Here is an 18,728-nt window from a genome sequence, read left to right as displayed (position 1 = left end):
ACCTCAAGTATCCTAGTTCAATCCTAACAGTGCGACCAGTCGATTTAGCGGGTCGGGCGACAGGAGTTCCGCGGTCGTGTTTCATTTGGAACGATGATTCATCCCGATGTGGTGATTCACCTCGGAAAGTTGAATCTGTATCGTGTCAAAGTAACTCCTCTTCAGTGGCGAGCAGTTTTTAGCCGGTAGCCTAGGATCGGTACGGCCGTGTCGGATGCCCACTCGGCTCCCGGTGCCAGTTCGCCACTCGCTTCAAGCGAAAAAGAGAGATCAATCGATTGTCCTGGTGAGATCAATAACCGACCGTCGCGGAGTGGTAGGAAACCTTTCAGCGGAAAGACCGCTTCGAGTTCCGAGCCCTGTTTCGATCGTTTTGCGCGAGCGATGCCTTGGACTACCGGTCCCTTGTCCCGCACAAAGGTTAAGTGGTTGTCGGCGTGATAGACCCATTGCGTGTAGTAATCGTAGTGGCCGGGCCGAAGCGTGATCGTGCCCGCAGGATAGGGACCATCACGGTCCTCCTTAAACTTGTTGCGCGATTGTTCTTGAAACGATTGGCGTAGGTCGGCTTCATTGTCGATTGCCTGGTTCAGGTAGTGAGCCGTATTCTCTTCTCCGTCGAAAAATTCAATTTCAGCATTTACGTCGTATCCGTCGCTCGTTGGATAATACCCGCCTTCGTGCAGGTTGTAGCCCGTTGATTTGTCTCGATCTACGTCAATGGTCACGATGGCATAGTATCGGCCCGCTCGGCTTTGGTTGGATTCCACCTGGGTTCTGCCAATTTGGCCTCGCGATCGAAAGTAGAAATAGAGATTCTGGTCATCGTTGGTGACTTTATATTCGATCAGATCCGCGTCGGGATGATCCACGTAACGTGGTAGGTCCCTTACCTGCGAATGATCCGTGTCATGCGTGTCGTACAGCGGATCGAAGTAAGCGGGGATGTTGGACCAATCGTTAAAGTTGCCGTCAATGGTGATTGCGTCCGCAGAAAATTGGCCACTTTGCGAATCGGTCAGCAGGCGCTGGAGCGCATCAATCAGCACTTGCTCGGTAGCCGATGATACGCGTGAAACTCCAGGTTGCACTTCATATCCTCCCTGCGAATACGAGATCGCCGTTCCAATGTATCCTGGTGCATCATCACCGTAAGCGGCGAGTGCAACAAAAGAATTGGGTTTCATCGCCTGGGCTGCCAATTGGTATTCGACAAAGAGCTCGCCAGGTAAATGCAATAAATAGGTTTCGCCAATCTTTAAGCGACTAAGTTCAATCGGCTGACCCACACTGCTTCTTTCGAGCCAGATCAGCTCTTTCGCAGCCCGCAACTTGTCGCGAGCGTCGGCGTTTGGGTCTTTCAATCGACTTTGGATCCGATCGCGATTCAGGTAATCGGCTGCGGGTAATGACACGGGAACGACCCGCCAATCAAAGTCTTGGCTCGTCACAGGGAAACGTCGACTCGCTTGCCACGCCTCTTTCATCCCTTGTTCGAGACGAGTTGCCAAGATAGGCCGCATTTGTGGGGAGCCATCGTTGTATTTTCCTGCTGCCACGTTGCCACTCGCACCGTTGAAATGGATGTGGGGTACTCCCGAATCATGTTGGCGCTTGTTGCGAGCCAAGCCGACAAACTCACTGGTTACATCGCCCTGGCCATAGTAGCTCTGAGGATGGGTTGCATAGTAGCTCAGCACCGCCAGTGGTTGATTCTTGTGCCAGAAAGTGACCATGCGGAGCCAAGGATCAATTACGCCCTCTGGCGCGTTGATCGCTTTGGGATCGGTCGATTTGCTAAACCGTATAATTTCGACACGGCCGTCATTTCCTAGTAGGCGCCGGTTGGAGGCGACTTGTTGGACACGACCTGTCCCAACGCTCACGTGCGTTACTGAATCAAGGTCACGCTGAAGACATTCGTGAACCGCCGTTGCCACTTTTTTAATTAGCTGGCGGCAAAAAACAGGGTCGAATTTTTTGCCAGCCATGCCGTGCTGCGCGAGAATCTGTTCTGCGTCAAAATCACAACGTGGTCCATCATGTTGATGGAGTGTGTGCAGAGCAACCCGATCGACGGAGGTTTTGGCAGCTTGGGCGAGTTGTTCTCGCCAAGCTGTGTATCCGCCATTGCCGATGCCCAAGAAATCAAGAGTACACATGACAATCGGCTCGCCCGATCCGAGCAGGATGATACCGCGAGCACTGAGTGGATCCGTGATCTCGCGTGCCATTGCATAAGCAACGGGGCTTTGCAGTGGGGGGGAAGCATCTACCTCAAATGTAGCGATTCGAATTGCTTCCGAGCCAAGCACGTTTGTTGCGCAGAACCAACCGATCGTCAGGGCAACGAAGGATATTTGTTTCATCGGGCTCCACCCTAAAATTAAGCGTGGTCAGGGGTATCATAACCCACCTAATATACAAGCCGATCGCAACGGTTGGTGAATGTGTCGGCGCGGAATCTTTCAGGAACAAAGGATTTTTGCTTCAGCTTGTGGATTGTGCTTGAGAATGGGAACCGCCTCCACGATGAGAGAGCGAAATGGGTCGCATTTCCAACCGACGAAACAGGCCCATCGATCGGGCAGGCAACGAATGACGCCCGTTGCGCGAATCGATGGGTGTGATGAATCGAGCCGGCCAGCTTGCGGACCCGATCGACTTGAAGCATCGATTATCTCGTCCGTTGTCGCAAACTATTTTACAACGTGTTGGTAGAGTGAGTGTTGATCGTTGCCCCGAGAATCCAAATAGGCGATGAGATCGACAATTTCTTTTCTCGAAAGAGAATTAAGGAGTCCCGACGGCATGAATGAGGTTCCCAACTTTTGACGATTTCGCACCGTGTCTCGTTGGATACGCTTCGTTTGAGAACTTTTGAGTGGATCTTGAATGACTTTGATAAAGCGAGGGCCGACTGCGACGATCAAACCGCGGATCGTGCGACCATCTTTTAGCTCAAAGATGTGAGCCTGGAATTCTTTGTGAATCTCGATCGAGGGTTCCAGCACATGTTTCAGAATTCTCGAACTGTTCCATTTGTTGTCCAGTTGGACGAGGTCCGGACCAAACTCATTGCCTTGGCCATTCATGCGATGGCAGGCGGAGCATTTGGCCTGTTGGTACAAGCGTTGGCCCTGTTGGAAGGATGGATTTTGCAAGGCAGAAATGTCCGCGGCCAGTTGGTCGAAAGTCCAGACTGTCTCTTGGGCTGACTTTCCATCCTGGGCGGCTTGAGCCGTCGTTATAGGAGGCGGACTTTTCAGCAGGAAGGCGGCGATCGTAAAAACGAACACGCCCATTGTCTGCGTTTGACTAGAAGGTGTCATCGGTCAGACTATTCAGCAAGTCATCAGCGACTTCCTTATTCTTCTCTGCTGCCAGTTGGAACTCGCGTTCGTCTGCTTCGAAAATGGCGTCGTGCTGAGCAAAACCGAGTCGCTCTTGATTGAGTGTTTGCCTCACGATGGGCTGCGTCCCTCGATTCGTAATCGTCGAGACATTCTCGAACTCGTTTTGGTTGCGATTCAGGATTGCGGCAGCAACCGCTGCGACAGGCGCCTGCTCGATTTGCTTGCGATACTCGCCTTTTTGCAAGGCGTATGTCAAATCTTCACTTGTAAATTCACCATCGCAATTCCAGTCTCCTGTCGTCCAGTTCGAGTTGTCGGCGAGCTGATCTTCGAACTGGGCACCCTGGAAAATCAAAACCAAGTCACTCGAGTCGAAGGCGCCATCGAGGTTGATATCCCCCACGCTGGTGCCGAGTGAGTCATTTACGAGCATGAGGGTATCGGCTTCATCCAGTTTGCCGTCGCCGTTTACGTCAAACTGCAGATCAGCCGTGCGACGACCAACGCAGACGGCATCGATGTCAGCGACGTCGATGATTCCGTCGCCAGTCACGTCACCCGGTACATCACCAATTTCACCGGGTGAGGCTTCCGTCGCGATCCAGCTCTCCGGTACGTTGCCGAATGCGTTGATGGAGGTACGAGTCAGAGTCAGGCCCGTTCCCTGTGCGTTGGTGGGCCAGGGGGCGACGTCGTTGTAAATCAACTCGTCCTCCAGCAAGTGGGAAATCGAGGTGGGGTCGTCCGGTGCAGGTTGATCGGGGCGTTGCAATTGGATCCCTTCGCCCAGGTCTCGGAGTTGGCCGGCGTAACCGCCGAGCAGTGTTACGTTTTCGCCGATCCCATAGTGGGCTCGGAAGGCTGCCGTGCGAGCAGCGTTGTCTGCTCGATTTGCATTGAACGACGTGACAACCAAGGTTTGACCCGCCTCAATCGCAGTGCCATCATCAAAATTTATATCAATGCCTCGTCGGATTCGCCAATTGTTCAGACTGACCGTTTCCGAGGTGGGATTGTGGATTTCGATGAATTCAAGATCGTCGACCGTGATTTGATCAAATGCCGCGAGAGCGTCGGCCGAAGGCGTTGCCGGCTGATAGTTGACCTCGGTGATCACCAACGGGCCAACTCGCGGATCGCTGTTGGCCGTGCCCATTGTGGTTTTCAGCATGGGGGCAAGTACACCTGTAGCATTGGGTGTACGCCCAAACGATTCACCCAGGCCGGCGGCGCCAAATTGAACGCTGTCAGCGAAGTGTGTCGGGCCATTCTCATCACCAAAAGTCAGGAAGAGTTGGTCGCCTTCACTACCGTTCAGGGCGAAATCATTTGCGTTTTCGCCGTTGCCTGGGTTGAAGTGTGGTTCGTCAAAAACCCGATAAGCACCGGCTTCGATACTACCGGTGCCAAGGGCGAATAGTTTTAGTGAATCGAGACTGTTGCTGGAGTCACTCAGATAATAGTTTTTCAGGTCAATTGGTTGGCCAGTGGGGTTGATCAGTTCGACTTGATCCACTGCCGGATCGGCTGGTCTTGAAAGCACTTCGTTAATTTTCAATCCATCGACCGGGTCAATTCCAGCAGTTCCGGGAGACCCGTGGATTTCACTGCTCGCACGCCAGTTGGCACCGTCATTGTAGTTGCCATGGTAATCGGTGACTTGGATTGAGCTGCCACGACCATCGGCTCGTGAAGGCCAGCTCTGATCGGTTTGGACACCGTAGCTAAATTGATTTACCGTAGAGTCAACGCTGTCGACAAGTGTTAAGATCTCGCCGTTGTTGCGAAGTCCACTGTTGTCAGCGAATTCGCCTGCGATCATCTCTTGGAGGTCATTTCCGTAGCGAATCTGAAACGCGTTGGAATTTCGCACGAGTAGCGTTCTGCTGCCGGGTGCCAGTTCGGTGACGGTTGCATCATTAAAGGTGAATACAATCCCTTCGTTGAAATGTACGCCTCGCAAGTCCAATGTCTCGGTTTCCGAGATGTTGACGAGTTCGATGTATTCAAAGTCATCTGCTACCAGACTGTTGTCTAAGGCCAGTTCAGCGCCGCTTGCATTGAGCGGATTGAACATCACTTCAGAGATACGTAGATTGTCCTGAACGGATGTCGATTCTCCCGTGAACGTTGCCGAATTTACGACTTCACCATCGGCTGCGACGATTTGAAGGTTGCCGCCCAGATTGGGTAACTGACCTTGGTAATTGCCTTGCACGAACAATCGCATTCCGCCGGAAGGGCCTTCGGATCGCGCCCGAAATGCTTTGGCGTTTGGCGTAGCATACAAGCTGCCACCGGCGGGAATCACTGTGCCTGGGTCGAATGTGTGTTCCACGTTTCCGGCCAAGTGCCATCCTGAAATGTCAACTGCAAACTTATGGTTGTTGATTAGCTGAATGTATTCTTCTGCCTGATTTCCACTGCTGGGGTTAAATTCGATCGTGCCAACGTCAATCTTTGGGTTTCCGATTTGCGCCGTTGGGATTTGTCCTTCCCCTGAACTCAACGCGCCTCCCACGAGTCCGGGAAGCATCAACATGTCATTACCCGTGGCGGATGAGTTGATGCTTTGGATTGCGAGGATGTTTTCGCCGGGTCGCAGCAGATGCAGGAATTCAGAAATATTCGCATTGTCGAATTCCACCGCCAATCGATTGGAACGCGATCGAGCTGTGGAATCGAAAGTAGGTTCATCTTGGCGTAATCGCTGGCGAGTGACTTCGACGCCGTTGATATAGGCAACGTATCCATCGTCGAATTTCATTCGTAAAGAAAGACCTGGGAGCGCTTCCGGGTCTTCAACCTGGAAAGGAATTCTGGTGTAGACCGACGTGGAGCCTGTCATGTCGGCTTTGGTGTCTGTCTTGATAAGATCGGCGAAATCATCGGGATTGTTTTCATAGCCGAAGCCGACAGGACCGGATTTCCAATTGCTGTCATCGAAATCAAAAGCGGTCCAGGACTTGCCGAGCGAGCCATCTTTCGGCACAAAATAGGTGCCGATGACAGAACCTGCTTCACCAGAAAGAATCACGGGAATGTCCGCTGTGTCGGCTTTGACCTGCGTGTTGTAAAGCCACTCTCGCCTTGGTTTTGCGTATTCTTCCAGCAAAATCTGGACGGCTTGGTCAAAGGTTTGGAAGCCAATCTGGCCCCAGTCTGCCGGATTCTTTTCGTTGTCCAAGTCCGCATCGGGCTTCATCAACGCGACCAATTCGTCGACGCGACTTTCCAGGGGTAAATCCTCACGGGCGGTCCCTGGAGGTTTCACATAGGCATCAATGAGCGTTCTGACGCGCCGGAAATACATTTCCTTAAAGCCGGGTGTGCTGTTGTAGAGTCGGGTGATCAGGCTATTGTTGCTACCCATCAACAGCCCACGTTCGCTGTACATCGTGTCGTCGAAATAGGCCCGACCAAACCCCCCCCAAGTGCGACCGTTACTTAGGTCAACATCCCAGGGAAGATACCACCACTCGCCCGTTCCTTCGATGTCGTAGTAAGCGTAGTAGTTCTTATGGCAACAATCCACGTTTGAGGTGAGAACAAAGCCAGCTAAATAATTGGCCATTTGAGCGAGATTGACGTTGTCGTAGATAAAGTCAACGGCATCCGTGATGGCTCGTTGGTTGATGCCTGCGATTGCATCCTTCAAGTCTTGGTTGTCTTCGTACTTCCTCGATTTTTTCTCCGCGCTAGAGGGTGAATTGAAGGTGTTATAGATTTTGTAGAGCGAGCCGGTTTCGTTCAGCCCGATGCGTCGGAGCCATCGCTCATCCGGATCCTCGACAAAGTCATAGACCGCAAAGAATTCACCGTTGTGCTGTAAACGCACTGGAAAGGCTAGGTGATGGGCACCTCCGGTGGCAGCTCGCTGTTCGTAACCCAACGTATTGCGCATTTTTGATTTGTCAGCGTAGTTGGACAGAAAGTTGAAATCTTCCATACGAGGTAAATCGGCTCGCAGCAGCAACCGATGATCGTTTGGCATGTCAACGTTCATGCTCTTCTTGGGGAAACCAGAAGATGACTGGCCATGTCCACTAAATCGAACGTTGTCATAGAATTCGCCCTCGTAGTAGAGAGCTCCTGAACCGCCACCGGAAGTGGCTCGTCGGGCGTTTTCCACGAACCAATGGAAAGTGGGTAGTTGAGTCTCAATGGAATCGGCGTCGACGACCGTCCCTTTGTACTGTTCCAATAGTTTTGGATCGGAGAAGAGGGGAAGTCTGCCGGCCACGCTGTTCACGTCCTGAGCTGTCACATACCAACGAATCATTTGGCCTGATTCGGCGACAGCACCCGGAATGGTAGCGGTGTAGATACCGTCATTGGCTTGCGCGTCAGCATCGGTCCCGTCGTCTACCATCGCCATCGAAATTTCGTCTTCGAACATGACACGATAATTTAACTCGACAGAATTGAGGCTATCGAAGGTGGGGGCAACCGTCGCAGTGATGACAATCGGGTCTGCTGCGGTAGGCGCAGCCGGGGATTGTTCGACGTCGAGCACCAAAGGTCCCAGTTTTTCAGCTCCTAATCCATTGGGCTTACCCGGTGAGGGTAGTGGAAAATATCTTCGTTCTTCAGGATGTACGGAAAGTGTCCCAATAATGAGTTGCGGAGCAATCAGCAGATCTTCGTCATTCGCTGTCGCATTAAGAGCATGGATTTGCAGTACGTTTTCACCAGTGCGAAAAATATCTCGGCGATCCGTGATGTCGAATGATTCGTAGAGAGTTGCGTTTTCCACACTTCGAATGTCAGAGGCGGTTGAATCAAATCCAATCACGTCCGGACTGTTACTCGATGCTACCTCTTGTCCGTTGACGTAGGCCACGAATCCATCGTCATACCGCATGTTCAATTCAATTGTGTCGAGCTGTCCCATGCTTTCTACTTGGAAAGGGATACGCAGGTAGGCGCTAGACGAGACGTCTAGCATTGCGTCGCGAACGTTCGTGGTGATGCTGTCGGCAAGATTGGGCAAGCGAGCAATCGTCATGTAGCCGCGTAAACGATCGCCATTGTCATTCGCTACCGCTTGTCCAGGTCCTTTGGGATCCATCGCTAAATCAATCGAGTCACCTCGTTTGACTCCGAGGATTTTAACGACTCGGTCCGCTTGAGAACGGTCGCTCCCATCGATTTCCAGCAGATCGACCTCGACGCCGTTATGAAACACACGCGCCACGGCGCCGTCGCCATCGGAGGATGATTTTAAAACGCTCCAGGCGACTGATAGGTTGCCATCCAGGGTTGATTCCCAACGTCGAATGGGCCACTGAACCAAGCCATCTTGCGCGTGCGGATACATATTTGAAGCGCTCATTTCCGTCTCGACTCCGGAAACGGGCGATTCATAACGACGACCTGTCCAGGCAGCACCTGAAAATGCTTGGAATTCTTCCCCACTGTAGGAATTGTCTGCATCAGCGGTGGCTTCGTAGACTCCGTAAATCCAACCGTTTTGACCTTGGAGGCCCACTTTGGACCAGTCTTCGGAGGAATTGGCGACTTCGACCTGCGGTATTTCCACAAACGGTCTACCAACGATCTGGGATGTGAAAACTGTCGCATCGCCGACCACGTTGCGAGCTGCTCCCGGGTTGATAGCGAAGTCGACCTTGTCGCCGACTTTTACATCAACCGTGATGGAATAGTCGCTGCTAGAACCGTTAACCGCCTGTTGATAGACTTCCTCCCCATTGACGAAAATGTGACCGATCACACCATCTCCGACGGAGTCCGCGTTGTTGAGCGTTCCAGAGATTGTGACTTCGCCCGTCGTCTCACTTACCCAGCGACGTAACGACCAATTCGTAATTGTGAAAAAACCCAAATTGACCGAATTGGGAAGCCCTCCCTCGGCGGTGATCTGTGCCCCTCCGCCATTTGGTGATGAGTCCCACAGATTATTGTTCGCGTCAAAAACATCTGGGCTGAGGGTGTTGAAGGCGTTTTGTAAATAGGCGCCGTCAGCGTTCCAGACGCCGTAGTACCAATTGTTCTGGTTTTGCAATCCAGAAAAATCAGCGACCGAATCAGCCAATGTGACCGGCTCGTTGGGGGGCACGTAACCCACGCCCGTTTTCCCTGCCATCCACGTACTGTCATCCAGATCGGGATCCAGCCAAGTGCCCTGCACAACTTCTGGCTCCGCTGGATCCAAACTGCTATCTGTTGGGATCAGAATTCGTGCCACTGCGTTGGAGTCGATGAGAGTGGTGGGATTAATGCCCGTCGGAATTCCAAAGGAAACGTCCGTGATTTGGTCAGGGTAATTTGGGGCGTATTCAAAGCCGATTGTCGCCCCGTCCGGCTCCACTAAAGCCAGGTATTCCCCTTCGCCGCTCAATTTGAAATTGGTGTGAAGTTCCTGACCTTCGGTGTTGCGGTCTTTTCCGGATGCAAAAACTACCAGGTAATCACCCGCATCAAGAGCGACGTTTGGAAATCGCCATTTCTGCAAGTTATCCGCGTCGTCTGTCAAATACCAACGGTTGAGTGACATATCGCTGTCACCCGCGTTGTGTAATTCGATCCAATCAGGATCGTCCCGATCCATGTCTTCCAGCACGGACTCGTTGATCGCTGAAAATTCGCTGATCACGGGCACGCTTGTTAAGACGCGCCGATCTTCCAGTGCCTCTAAACCGGTCGCTCGCTCTCGTCGTTTAGTGAGCGGCTTTCTGGGTTGGTGATCGTAGCTACGGTTATTGATGAATTGGGACCAGCCAAAGAAGCGCATTCCAAGTCTCCAAATCGGATCGTGAAAGAATTTATGAGTTGCCATGAAGCAGGGGGCCATGAAGCAGGGGGCCATGAAGGAAGAACCAACTGCCCGATGAGCAACCTAATCTACACGCATGGCCGATCAGATGCGACAGAATTTTGAACTTCCTCGTTGCCAAAATGAAATTTCTCAGGATTTTGCCTTGCCATTGAAAGCTAATAGCTTGTTCAGTTGCTGTGGCGCTGGCAGTTTGCCTCTGGCCATTGTGCAGATTGGTTACGTCAACCAAACTAGGCGGTGGATAGGTGTAGAGCTTACGATTTCATGGATGCGACCTGCCGAAAAAGGAGCCCCTTTGAATGGATGTAGTCAATCTTGATCGCGTTGCAGCCTTTATTACTGCTGACGGCTCGGAGATTCGCGAATTACTTGCGCATCGAAACTCGTGTATTCGCAAGCAAAGCTTAGCGGAGGCCCGCCTGCCCACCGGTGGTGCGACGACCCCTCATTTTCATGAAAAGACAGAAGAGATTTATTACATCTTGGAGGGGCAGGCTGAGATGAGAATTGGCGACGATGTTCAAACAGTGGGGCCTGGCGATGCCATTGCGATTCCGCCAGGAGCCATTCACACGATCTTAAACTCGGGTGAACAAGAATTGCGTTTTCTTTGTTGTTGTGCGCCTCCCTACGAACACGACGACACGATCTTGGTGGAGTAACCTGGCGGACTCGGCCCTCGATGCGGCCGTGCTTGACGATTGGCAAGCATGCGCCTGGTACGAGGAGCGAATGATGGGACGCATGGGGGGATCCTGTCGAGCGAGTAACGTTCGCTGAGGGCCACTTGCCCGGCTAGAGATTCGCTATCTTGCCTAGTTCAGATATTCCGGAAAGTCCCTTTCAATCCGAATTGGAACAACATTCGGAACGCAATCTCTGGTTCGCCGTCGTCCCCAGTCGTTCGGGATCGATTTCAAGGGTGTCATGCGCCGATTTCTAGACAAATGGAATGAATGAGCTTGCTGTTGAGGGGAAAGGTGAGTTGGCACTCACCAAGGAAATTGGAAACCAAGATGGAACCATATCCTCGAACATTGACTTGGCCTCACTTGATGCTCGTGCTTGCGCTGTTTTTGGTCGCAGTTGTCTCGCCGCGTTGGTGGCGTTCTTTGGATGATGCAGAACGTCAAAATCTGACGGAAAAGTTAACTTTTTACAACGATGATCACGAGACGGAAGATAGCGAGATCGTATCCGCCCCGCCAGCGGTCTCGCTGCCGAGTCGAATTCACATTGATTTCAATCCAGACTGGCTGCGTCCTCATGTCGCTCCGATGAATCCGATCGTAGCACAGCGGGTCACGATTGAGCCGTTACGAGACCAAGCGACGCCATTTACGGCTGAGGATTTCGCGGGCCACGACGATCAAGCGGATGCGATTCGTGGGGGTGACCATTCCAATCAGGCTCGGTCACTGATTACAGACAACACGTCTGGCTCGCTGTTGGACTCACCGGATTTTACTGATTTTGAGCTCAACGATGTATCATCGTCGCTACCAAGTAAGAATCGGCAGTCCGAGCCGAGCAAGTTGGTCGAGTTACCAAGCGAGTGGCCTGAGCCAACGTCATTGCTTGGTAGTCTGAATGAAGTTTGCATCGACGTGCCGCTTGTCGAAGCTTGGCGGAGTGCGGCGATTGACTTGTTGTGGAAATTGCAAGCGACTGACGAACTGGCAAGTGCCGACGTTGGATCGATCCTTGATGATTTGGGACAACTGGCTGAGGTCCTGCCGCATGTCGAAAAGACTGTGGCCGAATCGGATCGAGTATTACTGCGTCAGATTGCCTATGGCATCGAACGTCGTGTGGCCGTTTGGCGAGCCGTCCATCGACTGGCTCAATCACCCGTTTCGGCTCCTGCTGTGAACCTTTCTGGTATTTTGCCCGTTCTGAAGCAAGCGGAAGAAAAATTCGATGTGGGGGACGGGGCAGCTGGCTGGAGAGCCTATCTCGAGCTGGATAAGCTTAATCAAATTGCGACTTCCACCTGGGTTACCGATCCGGCCGTGCGACAAACAACCTCGCGGCTGGTTCTGAAACGACTGGCGAATCCGCGTATGTCAGATCGGCAGCGTCAATTCTTGAGCTCTGAGCCTTTCGTGGAATTCGCGGATCAGCTGCAGGTTTGGGCGCAGGTCACGCAGGATTATCCGCAAATTACCCGCACGATTGAGCAGTTTGAAGCCTCTCGATCGGCCCATCTGGGTGAGCGAGTCATGGAGGCGATGGACGATCTGCGCTGGGCCAACACGTCCGAAGCTGACCAGCTAAAAGGGGTTCTGAATACGCATTATCGGAACGCCAATGTACGGATTGCCATTACGGGGCAGTTGGTAAACGATCTGCTGCCGGTGTTGGAGCCCATCCAAGAGAGTGTCAACGACACGGTGTTAGGCGCTTCGGTGCGGGGAAGTAATAACACTTGGACCCAACTACGCGTCAAGTTGATTGAGGACGATCAGCAGATTCGTTTGCGGTTTGTCGCTTCCGGACGCACGCGATCACGTACCTTGTCTCAAAAGGGTCCGGTTCGATTCTTTTCCCGCAGCAGTGCTAAGTTTGCTGCCGGGCAGGAATTGATGGTCAGTCGTCGCGGAGTCACGAGGAAAAAAGCGACGGCCACGGCTGCTGGGAAGACCCGAGTCACTCAACTCAAAACCGACTACGACGAAGTTCCTTTGATCGGATGGTTGATGCGGCAGCTGGCAATTGACGAACTACGCGACAATCGGGCTCTAATGCAATCAACCGTTCGTAACAGCGTCTCCAGTGCGGCTCGAGAACGTCTGGATGAGACACTCGAAGCGAAAATTTCAGGAGCCGAACTCAAATGGAAACAGCGTGTACTGGAACCTTTGGATAAGCTGAAGCTGGATCCGAGTGCGATTGAAATGCGTACCACCGAGGAACGCATCTTAATGCGGTGCCGATTGGCAGCTAACTCCCAATTGGCAGCCTACACGCCTCGACCCCGAGCCCTGCGTGACAGCGTGTTGAGTTTCCAGTTTCACGAGTCGGCCGCAAATAATTTGCTTGAGCAATTGGACCTCGACGGCCAACGTATCGAGCTAGAAGATCTGATGAAGCGGATGTCGGAAAAGCTTGATATTCGACGGTCTGATATTCATGAGGACATTCCGGAGGGCGTCAAGTTGCGTTTGGGTGAAGACCGTCCGATCCAAATTGATCTCGAAGAAGACCGCATTTTGATCACGATTCGGCTCGCCGAACTCTCGACGCCGCGGAGGAAATGGCGCAACTTCGTCGTGCGGGGACGGTATCGGGCGGATGTTGTTTCCATGCATGTCAACTTGGAACGCGAGGGTGGTATCGAACTCATTAGTGAGCAACTTGGATTCCGTGATCAAATTGCCTTGCGAGGAATTTTCACCAAAGTCATGGCTCGCAACCATCGTCTGAATCTGATTCGCGGTCGGCTCGCCACGGATCCTCGCTTGAAGAATCTATCGGTGACGCAATTTGTTGTCCGCGATGGTTGGGTTGGTGTTTCGGTCGGACCGAAAAATCCCCCTGACCAACCTCAAGAAGCGAACGTCGCTTCCCGGGCGAGGAAATGAATCGATTGTCATTAGCTCAACGCGTAAAACTCAATCGCATTGTCGTGCAGTAGTTGTCGCTGAGCTTTCCTGGGCCGATTTGCAATCACGACTTTTAGACCGTTGACCCAATCTCGGTAGGACGCGCCGATTTTGCAGACGGGCCAATCTCCACCAAACATCACGCGATCGGGACCAAAACGATCAAGGCAATAGTTGATGATCGGTGCTAATTGATCTGCTTCCCAGTTTTGGGGGGCTCGAGCCACAATGCCGGAAATCTTGCAAACGACGTTATCACAGTCGGCAAGCATCGCCATCTGCTTTTTCCACGCATCCACGTCGTGCCAAGCTGGCTCGGTTTGCTGAGATTGTGTCAGGAAGGCCTTGGGATCGGCGTTGCCACAATGATCCACAATGAAGCGAGTTCCGGGACAGCGTTTTGCCAGTTTGGCGCCGTCGGAAAGTTCCATCGGACGCATACAGAGGTCAAAGCTCATTCCCAACTCGCCCAGTAACCGAACCGACTTGGTGAATTCAGGTTGGAGACAGAATCCAGCAGGCGTGCTGTCGACTTGCAAGACCTGGCGCACGCCTTTGATGTAAGGACTATTGTGGTACTGCTTAATGTAATCGGCGAACTGGGGTGAGTTCGGGCGTCCGGAAATCACGCCTGCCACAGTGGGATGACTGGGGTTGGTTGATAGGGCGATAACATGCGCTGCTTCAGCTGTTTGCTGTTGCGGGGCGACATCAATTTCCATGTAGACCGCCTTCACCACATTCAGTCCCTCGGTCGCCGTTACAAAGTCCGACGTTACATGGGGCGTGGCAATCGCCTTGGGGGCTTCTTGTAACCAAGGTGGTGAAAACTGTTTCATGTCCCAGAGGTGTTGGTGGGTATCTACAATCGGCAATAACTCCGCTTGCGCTGCTGCGCTCGATCGGGTCCACGTTGCGCCGGCCACGATGGATACGGCTGTTTGCTTCAAGAACTGACGTCGTTCTGCTGTTTGCATTTGAAAATCTCCCAGGCGACAACCGGTAATCGGTTTGTCTTGAGTTAGGATTGAATCAGCTGCTGAAAGGCTTCAAGCTGTGGATCACCGGTTTCTTCCATGTGTTTTCGCAGCAAGAGACGCCGCTGTTGAATTCGTTGCTCGTGTCGCGGGTCATCGATCAGATTTACTCGTGCGTCCGGATCTTGCTCGTAGTCGTAAAATTCTTCGGGTGTGCGAAATACGAAATGCCGAACTCGCTTGTCGATGATTGGATTCGATTTGGCGGCGAGATGCATTGCCTGCATCGTTAACCCGCTTTGAGATTCATTCTTGAAGCGTGTCTCTCCATCCGCCCAACCGTTGTAGATGTAGCCAAATCGTGAGTCAATGATGCTCCGCATCGGATAGTTGTTTTTTCCGGCGGTTCGGTTGATATGGGTGACTGCGAATTCGCGATCCGACTGTTGGTTTCCTTGGAGGATGGTTTCAAATGACCGACCATCTGCAGCTTTGATCGGAGGGAGATTGGTAGCTGACAAAATGGTTGGAGCTAAATCGATGCCAGACACGACGTGCCGCTGATCGTGACTCTTCGCTGTGATTACACCAGGCCAACGCACGATCAAAGGTGTACGAGTGGAGTGATACCAACAATTGGTCTTTGCAAACGGGAGCGGCATGCCGTGGTCGGAGAGAAAAATCACAAGCGTTTGGTTCTCAAGCCCCGACTCTTCTAAAGCGCGTAGCACCGATCCCACAATCTCATCTGCTCGATGGACTGACGAATAGTACTCGGCCATCTCGCGTCGTACGTTGGGTAGATCCGGTAGAAAGCCAGGGATGTCGACCTCCTCTGCACGGTATTTCCGACTCGTTCCAGGAAAATCGTTCCCTTGCCGTTTTACGTTGCGTATCCGGTTGCTCTCTTGCTGGCTGCCAGCGAATGGACGGTGTGGGTCTTGGGAATTCGCCATCAAAAAGAATGGTTTGTCGGATTGCTTGGCTTGTTGGAAAAAGGCAAGAGAGCTCTCGTAGTACCGTTTGGGGCTTCGGCCGACTTGCAATTCGGAAGCGGGAACAATCACATCCCAGGCCGTTTTTCGTGTTGGTACCACGTGGTTTACCTTGGCCAGAATGCCGGTTTGGTAGCCCGCCGAATGGAGCATCTCGAGCACGGTAGGTACGTCCGCGTGAATAGGGTCAAAGCCTAAGGCTCCGTTGCGGTGAGGATACCGTCCAGTCATCCAGACAGCACGCGTCGGTTGACAGATTGCAATCGTCACGTGCGCGTGTTCGAAACGCATGCCTTCCGAGGCGAGTCGATCGATGTTGGGTGTGATATCGTCAACACCACAACCGAAGACACCTACTGAGTCGCAGTTCATGTCGTCGACGGTTATTAGGAGCACGTTCAACCGATCCTGGGCCGCCGCGATCGGACAGCTAAACAGCAATAAAAAACCGATCAAAGGTCTCAGTCTTGGTGGCATTACATCGCCTCTACGGGATTTGGGTCCGAGCAGGTGGGGCATCATTGGGTGATTTGGATTGGCCTGACTCGATTGTACATCGTGGCAGGCCGGACTTTAATCGGATTAACGCCGAGCTGCTGATTTGATTGTCGCGTAAATCCAGTTTTTCAAGTTGTTTTAATTTGACGAGTCTCGCTACGCAGTCATCCGAAAGCTTGTTGTTGACCAAGTAGAGGATTTGCAACCGCTGCAAGTCTTCACAGCCTTCGAGCATACTGTCCGTCAAACTGCAGTGGACCAGGTCCAGCCGAACCAACGGTAAATCCCTGAGTTGTTGGATCGTATTCCGTGGTATCCGTGAGTTTTTGATGCGCAGATCCGACAGTTGTTTCACCGAACTCAAACGTTCGATCGATTCGTCGTTGAAATGTGCTTTGTCAAAACGTAACAATTGCACATTTCGAAGTGACTCCACGTCGATGGGCACAGGTTGATGGATGGATTGGCTGTTGTTCGCATTCGATTGAGTGCGGGTCCCAACACCGGCGCCGTCATCTGAAAACGTATGTTGTGGAACATTGGTCTCGACCGTTACTCGTACGGATGATTTGTTCCAAGGCTTCCAGCTGTGTTGCATCGCTTCGCGACGTCGAAGCCAAACTGCCACCCACAGCGAGGCAACAGCACTGATCGCAATCACGAAGAAAAGCGTGGTGATGCCGAATTGACGCTGACTTTTCATGCTGTAGCCGATTTCAGCAGGGATCTACGACAAGTGCAGAGGGAGGGTCGATCATACGGTCTCACTGTTTCGTTGATTGGTCGAAAAATGGTTGTTTGCGAGCTCGCTCATATCGCTGCTTCCATTCGGTCGATCCGTCGTTGGCGACTAGTCGCGTTGAAACGCCCCGTTCAAAAAATGGAATGAGGCTACGGTTGCCTGCGGTCAGGACGAAGTTGACCTTGCCGTTATTGGCGATGAATAAACGTCGTCCATCGGGCCAAGACACTTCGAGCAATCGGGGCGGGTCAGGCCGTTGGTTCGGTTTTGCAACTTGATAGCGACGAATCGCGTTCCAATCGACTTCGAAGCCGAGGCCTGGCTTGGTTGGGATCTGTGCATATCCTTGTTCGACTCGAATCGGTTCTTGGAGGAGATCATGCTGGTAAAGTTGGTGGCAATTAACAGCTGGCCAGGTTGCGTGGCTGCAAACGGCACCGAAATGGAGTGAGAAAGCCGCGGTGATGCCCGTGCCGACCAATTGCAACCAAAACGGTAGGTCCGCGGTGGCTGCAACTGCCGCACTCTGTAACAGACTGCTTGCTCCGCCACCAATCACAAAGCCGTCACAGGCTTTCTCGGCGGCAGCCACGATCGGAGCCGGGGTTCCATAGTGCAAGGCAACATTGACGCGTGTGGCAGCACAGATTCGTCGATTGCCCTCCAAGTCACTTTGCGGTATCGGAGTTTCATAGATGTCCACGCGCGGATTGCGTTCCAGCTCCTTTAAAATTGGGATCGCGCGGTCGGCGTCAAGCAGCGTGTCGTTGAAGTCCATGTCCAGTTTGAATTCTTCAGGCACCACTTGCGAAGCCAATTCGATCTGCTGCCAGAGATCAAACCATGGACGCCCTTTTGTCTTGTATGACAAATAGCCTTGTCGGTAGGCTTCCGCACATTCGGCGGCCATGTCTGCGGGAGCCATATCAATGTTCCACCAAGACAGGGGTGTTCGCTCATGCCTTTGTGGGCCCAGCAGGCGATGAATCGGGACGCCAATGGTCTTCGCCACGGCATCGAATAGCGCCATCTGGAGACCGGCCCCAAGTGAGTCATCCCACATCAAACTTGCTGCGTTCTTTCCCGTCGCACGCGCAACGTCATCATCATTACTGACGCCCCACGTGTAGAAGAGCAGAGTTTCGCCAATCCCAACCTCGCCGGACTTGAGCTGCACTTCGAAGATTTCGACGTATCGCCAGTGGGGCAATTCGCGATCCATCGCTCGCCGCGGAATGGTCCGATAGGGTAGTCGTATCGTGGTGCGTTCGATGTTCTTGATCTCAAAACTTTGGTCATGCTGGGCCGCGACTGAGCAAGCGAATGGACCGGTGGTGGCCGATAGTAGTCCAGCTTTGAGATATCGTCGCCGAGATTCGTTTTGCAAATGGGGCATGAGTTTGACTCGAAATATGCGATGAATCGGTGGTTGGTTTTCGACCGAACCACCGGGACGGATTGGCCCGGTGGCAGTCCCTCATCGATGATGCCCAGCCTGGCGGAAATCTTGTTGAGGGCTTGTAAGGGTTGGAATCCTCAAGGTGTTTGATGGTCGTTTAATCTGATCGGTACTCAACCGATTATAAGGCAAGATGAAACGACTGACTTGACCAAATTAGAGCATGCCATTCGTATGACTGCACTGGCTCTTTGATGATGAATTCGGTGAATTCGGTGTCTGAGCCGTTCTGGGGATGCGCCCTTACTGCTGAAATGAGTTGGGAGTTGAGCAGGAGGTGGGAGAGTCGAATGCCAG

Annotated in this window: 9 protein-coding genes; 2 read left to right on the top strand and 7 right to left on the bottom strand. The window is 52.6% G+C overall.

The features are described from left to right. Nucleotides 1–161: 161 nt before the first annotated feature. From P8N76_21720 to P8N76_21710, 3 genes are all read right to left on the bottom strand, one after another. Nucleotides 162–2,369: a hypothetical protein gene (locus P8N76_21720; GenBank protein MDG2384303.1), complete on the bottom strand. Its 2,208-nt coding sequence runs from the start codon at nt 2,367–2,369 to the stop codon at nt 162–164. A gap of 330 nt (nt 2,370–2,699) precedes the next feature. Next, nucleotides 2,700–3,332 (bottom strand): c-type cytochrome, encoded by a 633-nt coding sequence (locus tag P8N76_21715; GenBank protein ID MDG2384302.1) that lies wholly within the window; start codon nt 3,330–3,332, stop codon nt 2,700–2,702. Beyond that, the gene (locus tag P8N76_21710) at nt 3,319–10,110 is read right to left on the bottom strand and encodes a lamin tail domain-containing protein (protein ID MDG2384301.1); all 6,792 of its coding nucleotides are present in this window, start codon (nt 10,108–10,110) and stop codon (nt 3,319–3,321) included. The genes P8N76_21715 and P8N76_21710 overlap by 14 nt, the downstream gene beginning before the upstream one ends. Before the next feature lie 344 nt (nt 10,111–10,454). Here P8N76_21710 and P8N76_21705 point away from each other — a divergent pair, with 344 nt between their 5' ends. Next, nucleotides 10,455–10,817, top strand: coding sequence for a cupin domain-containing protein (locus tag P8N76_21705; GenBank protein ID MDG2384300.1), 363 nt, complete (start codon nt 10,455–10,457; stop codon nt 10,815–10,817). A 354-nt stretch (nt 10,818–11,171) separates the two neighbouring features. Beyond that, on the top strand, nt 11,172–13,739 hold the full coding sequence (locus P8N76_21700; GenBank protein ID MDG2384299.1) for a hypothetical protein: 2,568 nt from the start codon (nt 11,172–11,174) through the stop codon (nt 13,737–13,739). A gap of 11 nt (nt 13,740–13,750) precedes the next feature. Here the strand turns inward: P8N76_21700 and P8N76_21695 are convergent, their stop codons facing one another. The 4 genes from P8N76_21695 to P8N76_21680 form a co-directional block, all read right to left on the bottom strand. Then, a complete protein-coding gene (locus P8N76_21695; protein MDG2384298.1) occupies nt 13,751–14,737 on the bottom strand; it encodes an amidohydrolase family protein in 987 nt (328 codons plus the stop codon). Between the two features lie 44 nt (nt 14,738–14,781). Further along, the gene (locus tag P8N76_21690) at nt 14,782–16,209 is read right to left on the bottom strand and encodes a sulfatase (GenBank protein MDG2384297.1); all 1,428 of its coding nucleotides are present in this window, start codon (nt 16,207–16,209) and stop codon (nt 14,782–14,784) included. 10 nt (nt 16,210–16,219) lie between these two features. Beyond that, on the bottom strand, nt 16,220–16,933 hold the full coding sequence (locus P8N76_21685; GenBank protein MDG2384296.1) for a hypothetical protein: 714 nt from the start codon (nt 16,931–16,933) through the stop codon (nt 16,220–16,222). A 61-nt stretch (nt 16,934–16,994) separates the two neighbouring features. Further along, nucleotides 16,995–18,368, bottom strand: coding sequence for a mandelate racemase/muconate lactonizing enzyme family protein (locus P8N76_21680; protein ID MDG2384295.1), 1,374 nt, complete (start codon nt 18,366–18,368; stop codon nt 16,995–16,997). Nucleotides 18,369–18,728: the final 360 nt, after the last annotated feature.

This window comes from Pirellulaceae bacterium (genome assembly GCA_029243025.1).
Taxonomy (GTDB): domain Bacteria; phylum Planctomycetota; class Planctomycetia; order Pirellulales; family Pirellulaceae.
This window is presented reverse-complemented; position numbering and strand designations above follow the sequence as displayed.